Genomic DNA, 3097 nt, shown 5'->3' with positions numbered 1-3097 from the left:
GTCGTGCGCCGCCGCGGCGGCGGAGTGGCAGAACTGCCGACTCTACGCCGCTTGCACCTGCGGCGCGCGCGCCTTCATCACGAACGAGATGAGCTGCCACACGATGAACACCGCGATCAACCCGAGCAGCGTCGCGCTGATCGGCCGGCTGGCGAACACGTTGAAGCTGCCGCGGCTCAGCAGCATCGCGCGGCGGAAGTTCTCCTCCAGCATCGGCCCAAGGATGAAGCCCAGCATCAGCGGTGCCGCGTCCAGGTCGAGCCGCGAGAACAGGTAGCCGCCGAGCCCGAAGGCCGCCGTGACGAAGATGTCGTCGAGGTTGTTGTTGACGCTGTAGGTGCCGATGCAGCAGAAGAACAGGATCGACGGGAACAGCACGCTGTACGGGATCTTGAACACCGACAGCCAGTAGCGCACCAGCGGCACGTTCAGGACCAGCAGGAAACAGTTGCCCACCCACATGCTGGCGACCAGGCCCCAGAACAGGTCCGGGTGGCCGGCGATCATGTTCGGCCCCGGCTGGATCCCCTTGATGACGAAGGCCGCCATCATCAGCGCCATCACCGCGTTCTCCGGAATGCCGATGCTCATCAGCGGGATGAAGCTGGTGCGCGCCGCGGCCTCGTCGGCCGCCGCCTGGCCGGCCACGCCTTCGATCGCGCCGGAGCCGATCTCGTGGCGGTACTTGCTGACCTTCTTGTCGACCGCATAGGCGGCGAACTGCGCGATCACCGGCCCGCCGCCCGGCAGGATGCCGAGGAACGAACCGATGACGCTGCCGCGCAGCGCGCTCGGAATGATCCGCTTGAACTCGGCCCAGGTCGGGATCAGGTGGATGGTGCCGTTGAACGGCGAGCGCTCCTCGCGCGAATCGAGGTTCTTCGTGATCTCGGCGATGCCGAAGCAGCCGAGCGCCACGCTGACGAGGCCGACGCCGTCGGCCAGCATCGGCAGGTCCCAGGTGTAGCGCGGCACGCCGCTGTTCACGTCGGTGCCGATCTGGCCGAGCAGCACGCCGATCAGGCACATTGCCATGCCGTTGAGCAGGCTGCCGGTCGTCACGAAGCTCACGCAGACGAAGCCCACCAGCATCAGCGCGCAGTAGTCGGCCGGGCCGAACAGGAACGCCACCTCGCCGAGGCTGGGCGCCAGGAAGGTGAGCACGACGATCGCCACCGTGCCGCCGATGAAGCTCGACACGCCGGCGGTGAACAGCGCCAGGCCGGTCTTGCCCTTCAGCGTCATCTGGTAGCCGTCGATGCAGGCCACGATGCTGCTGGCGTGCGGGATCTTCATCGTGATCGCACTGACGCTGTCGCCGTACTGGGCCCCGTAGTAGATGCCGGCCAGCATGATCAGCGCGCCGGTGGTGGGGATCGAGTACGTGAGCGGCAGCAGCAGGCTGATGGTGGCGAGCGGCCCGAGGCCCGGCAGCAGGCCGACCAGGGTGCCCACCGTGCAGCCGATGGCGCAGAACAGCAGGTTCTGCCACGTCAGCGCGTGGCTGAAGCCGAAGGCGAGGTTGTGGAGCAGGTCCATCGTGCTGTGCCTCAGTACAGGTTGAGGCTCAGGCCGAGCAGTTTCTGGAAGGCCAGCGCCACCAGGAACAGGCCGACCGACACCTTGACGTTGCGGACGATCGAGTACTTCGCCGAGCCGGCGAAGGCCGACAGGAACACCAGCGCGACGATGCCGGCCGTCATGTTCAGCAGCCGCGAGACCAGCGCGAACGCGCACAGGCTGGCCAGCAGCAGGCCGATGTTGCTCAGCTTGAACTCGAAGCGTTCCGAGGCGACGAAGCGCGAGCGCACGATGGTGGCGATCGCGATCAGCAGCAGCAGGCAGCTCATCATCAGCGGGAACATGCCGGCGCCGGCGCGGCTCAAGTCGCCGATGGGGTACTGCAGCGCCCCGAGTCCGAAGGCCAGCGAGACGGCCGTCAGGGTGAGTCCCCGCGCGAGGTTTCTGTCGATCATGGTGGCTCCGTGAGAGGTGGCCCACTCTAGGCAGTGGGGCCTCCGCGACCGCCATCGGTTTCTACCTACRACAGGTTGACGACAGGTTCGGCTTCAGGGTCGGTGGTGATGTGTTCGGGACTCTGCGGCAGGCTCACGGTGACCGCGAGGCCGGTGCCGCCGACGCCGGGCTGCAGCGTGGCTTCGCCGCCGTGCAGGCGCGCGATGTCGCGCACGATGGCCAGGCCCAGGCCGGTGCCGAGGCCGCCGGCCAGCTTGCCACGGCGGAAACGGCCCCAGACGTGCTCCAGCTCCTCGGGCAGCACGCCGCGGCCGTCGTCGATCACTTCCAGCACCGCGCGCCCGGCCACGCTGCGCGTGCGCACGGTGATGCTGACGCCAGCCCCCGCATGTTCGATCGCGTTGTGCACCAGGTTGCCGAGCAACTCGCGCAGCAGCAGCTCATCGCCCTCGACGAAGGCCGGCTCGAGATCGAAGCCCAGGTCCTGCTCCATCGCGAGCGTGGGGCGCAGCCAGTTGTTCGCGTACTCCGCCGCCAGCCGGGCCAGGTCGATGCGCGGCAGCGGCGTGCCGTCGCCGAGCACGGCGCCGTCGGTGCGGGCCAGCGTCAGCAGCTGCTGCACCAGGTGCGAGGCGCGCTCGGCGGCGGCATACAGCCGCAGCAGCGTCGGCTTCAGCGAGGAAGGGCAGGTCTGCGTCAGCACCTGCGCCGCTTCCACGCGCAAGGTCGAGAGCGGCGTGCGCAGCTGGTGCGCGGCGTCTTCGACGAAGGCGCGCTGGGCCGATGCCGCGGTGCGCAGCCGCCCGAACAGGTCGTTCAGGGCCAGCACGAACGGCATCACCTCGCGCGGAACGGTGGCCAGCTCGATCGGTTCCAGGCGCTGCAGCGAGCGCGCGCCGATCTCGACCGATGCGCGCTGCAGCGGCCGCAGGCCGCGCCGCACCGCCACCACCGCGAGCAGGGCCAGCGAGAGCGCCAGCAGCACCGAGGCGGCCAGTGCGGCCAGGGCCACCGCGCGTTCGGCGTCCTGGCGCTTGCCGAGCGATTCGGCGACCAGCACCGTGCAGATCTGCGTCGACGAGCCGCAGCGGGCACCGAAGGCGGCCGCGCGCATCGGCCG

3 protein-coding genes are annotated in these 3097 nt (G+C 69.2%); all 3 read right to left on the bottom strand.

Translation table 11 applies throughout. The annotated features are described in order from the left end of the window. Positions 1-42 precede the first annotated feature (42 nt). Positions 43-1539: a tripartite tricarboxylate transporter permease gene (locus tag AC1D12_RS29375; RefSeq protein WP_477844715.1), complete on the bottom strand. Its 1497-nt coding sequence runs from the start codon at positions 1537-1539 to the stop codon at positions 43-45. A gap of 11 nt (positions 1540-1550) precedes the next feature. After that, positions 1551-1976 carry a tripartite tricarboxylate transporter TctB family protein gene (locus AC1D12_RS29370; RefSeq protein WP_465114772.1) on the bottom strand — a complete coding sequence of 142 codons (426 nt, stop codon included), beginning with the start codon at positions 1974-1976 and terminating at the stop codon, positions 1551-1553. A 65-nt stretch (positions 1977-2041) separates the two neighbouring features. Next, positions 2042-3097: ATP-binding protein (locus AC1D12_RS29365; RefSeq protein WP_477844713.1), on the bottom strand; the 1056-nt coding region annotated here is incomplete at its 5' end.

It is taken from the genome of Rhizobacter sp. P1_G5 (assembly GCF_056405435.1).
Note: the sequence above shows the minus strand (reverse complement) of the source record. Positions and strands in the feature narration are given on the sequence as shown.

Excerpts from the sequence above, each read along its gene's own strand:
- AC1D12_RS29370 (WP_465114772.1), bottom strand. The coding sequence starts at position 1,976 with ATGATCGACAGAAACCTCGCGCGGGGACTCACCCTGACGGCCGTCTCG.
- AC1D12_RS29375 (WP_477844715.1), bottom strand. The coding sequence starts at position 1,539 with ATGGACCTGCTCCACAACCTCGCCTTCGGCTTCAGCCACGCGCTGACG.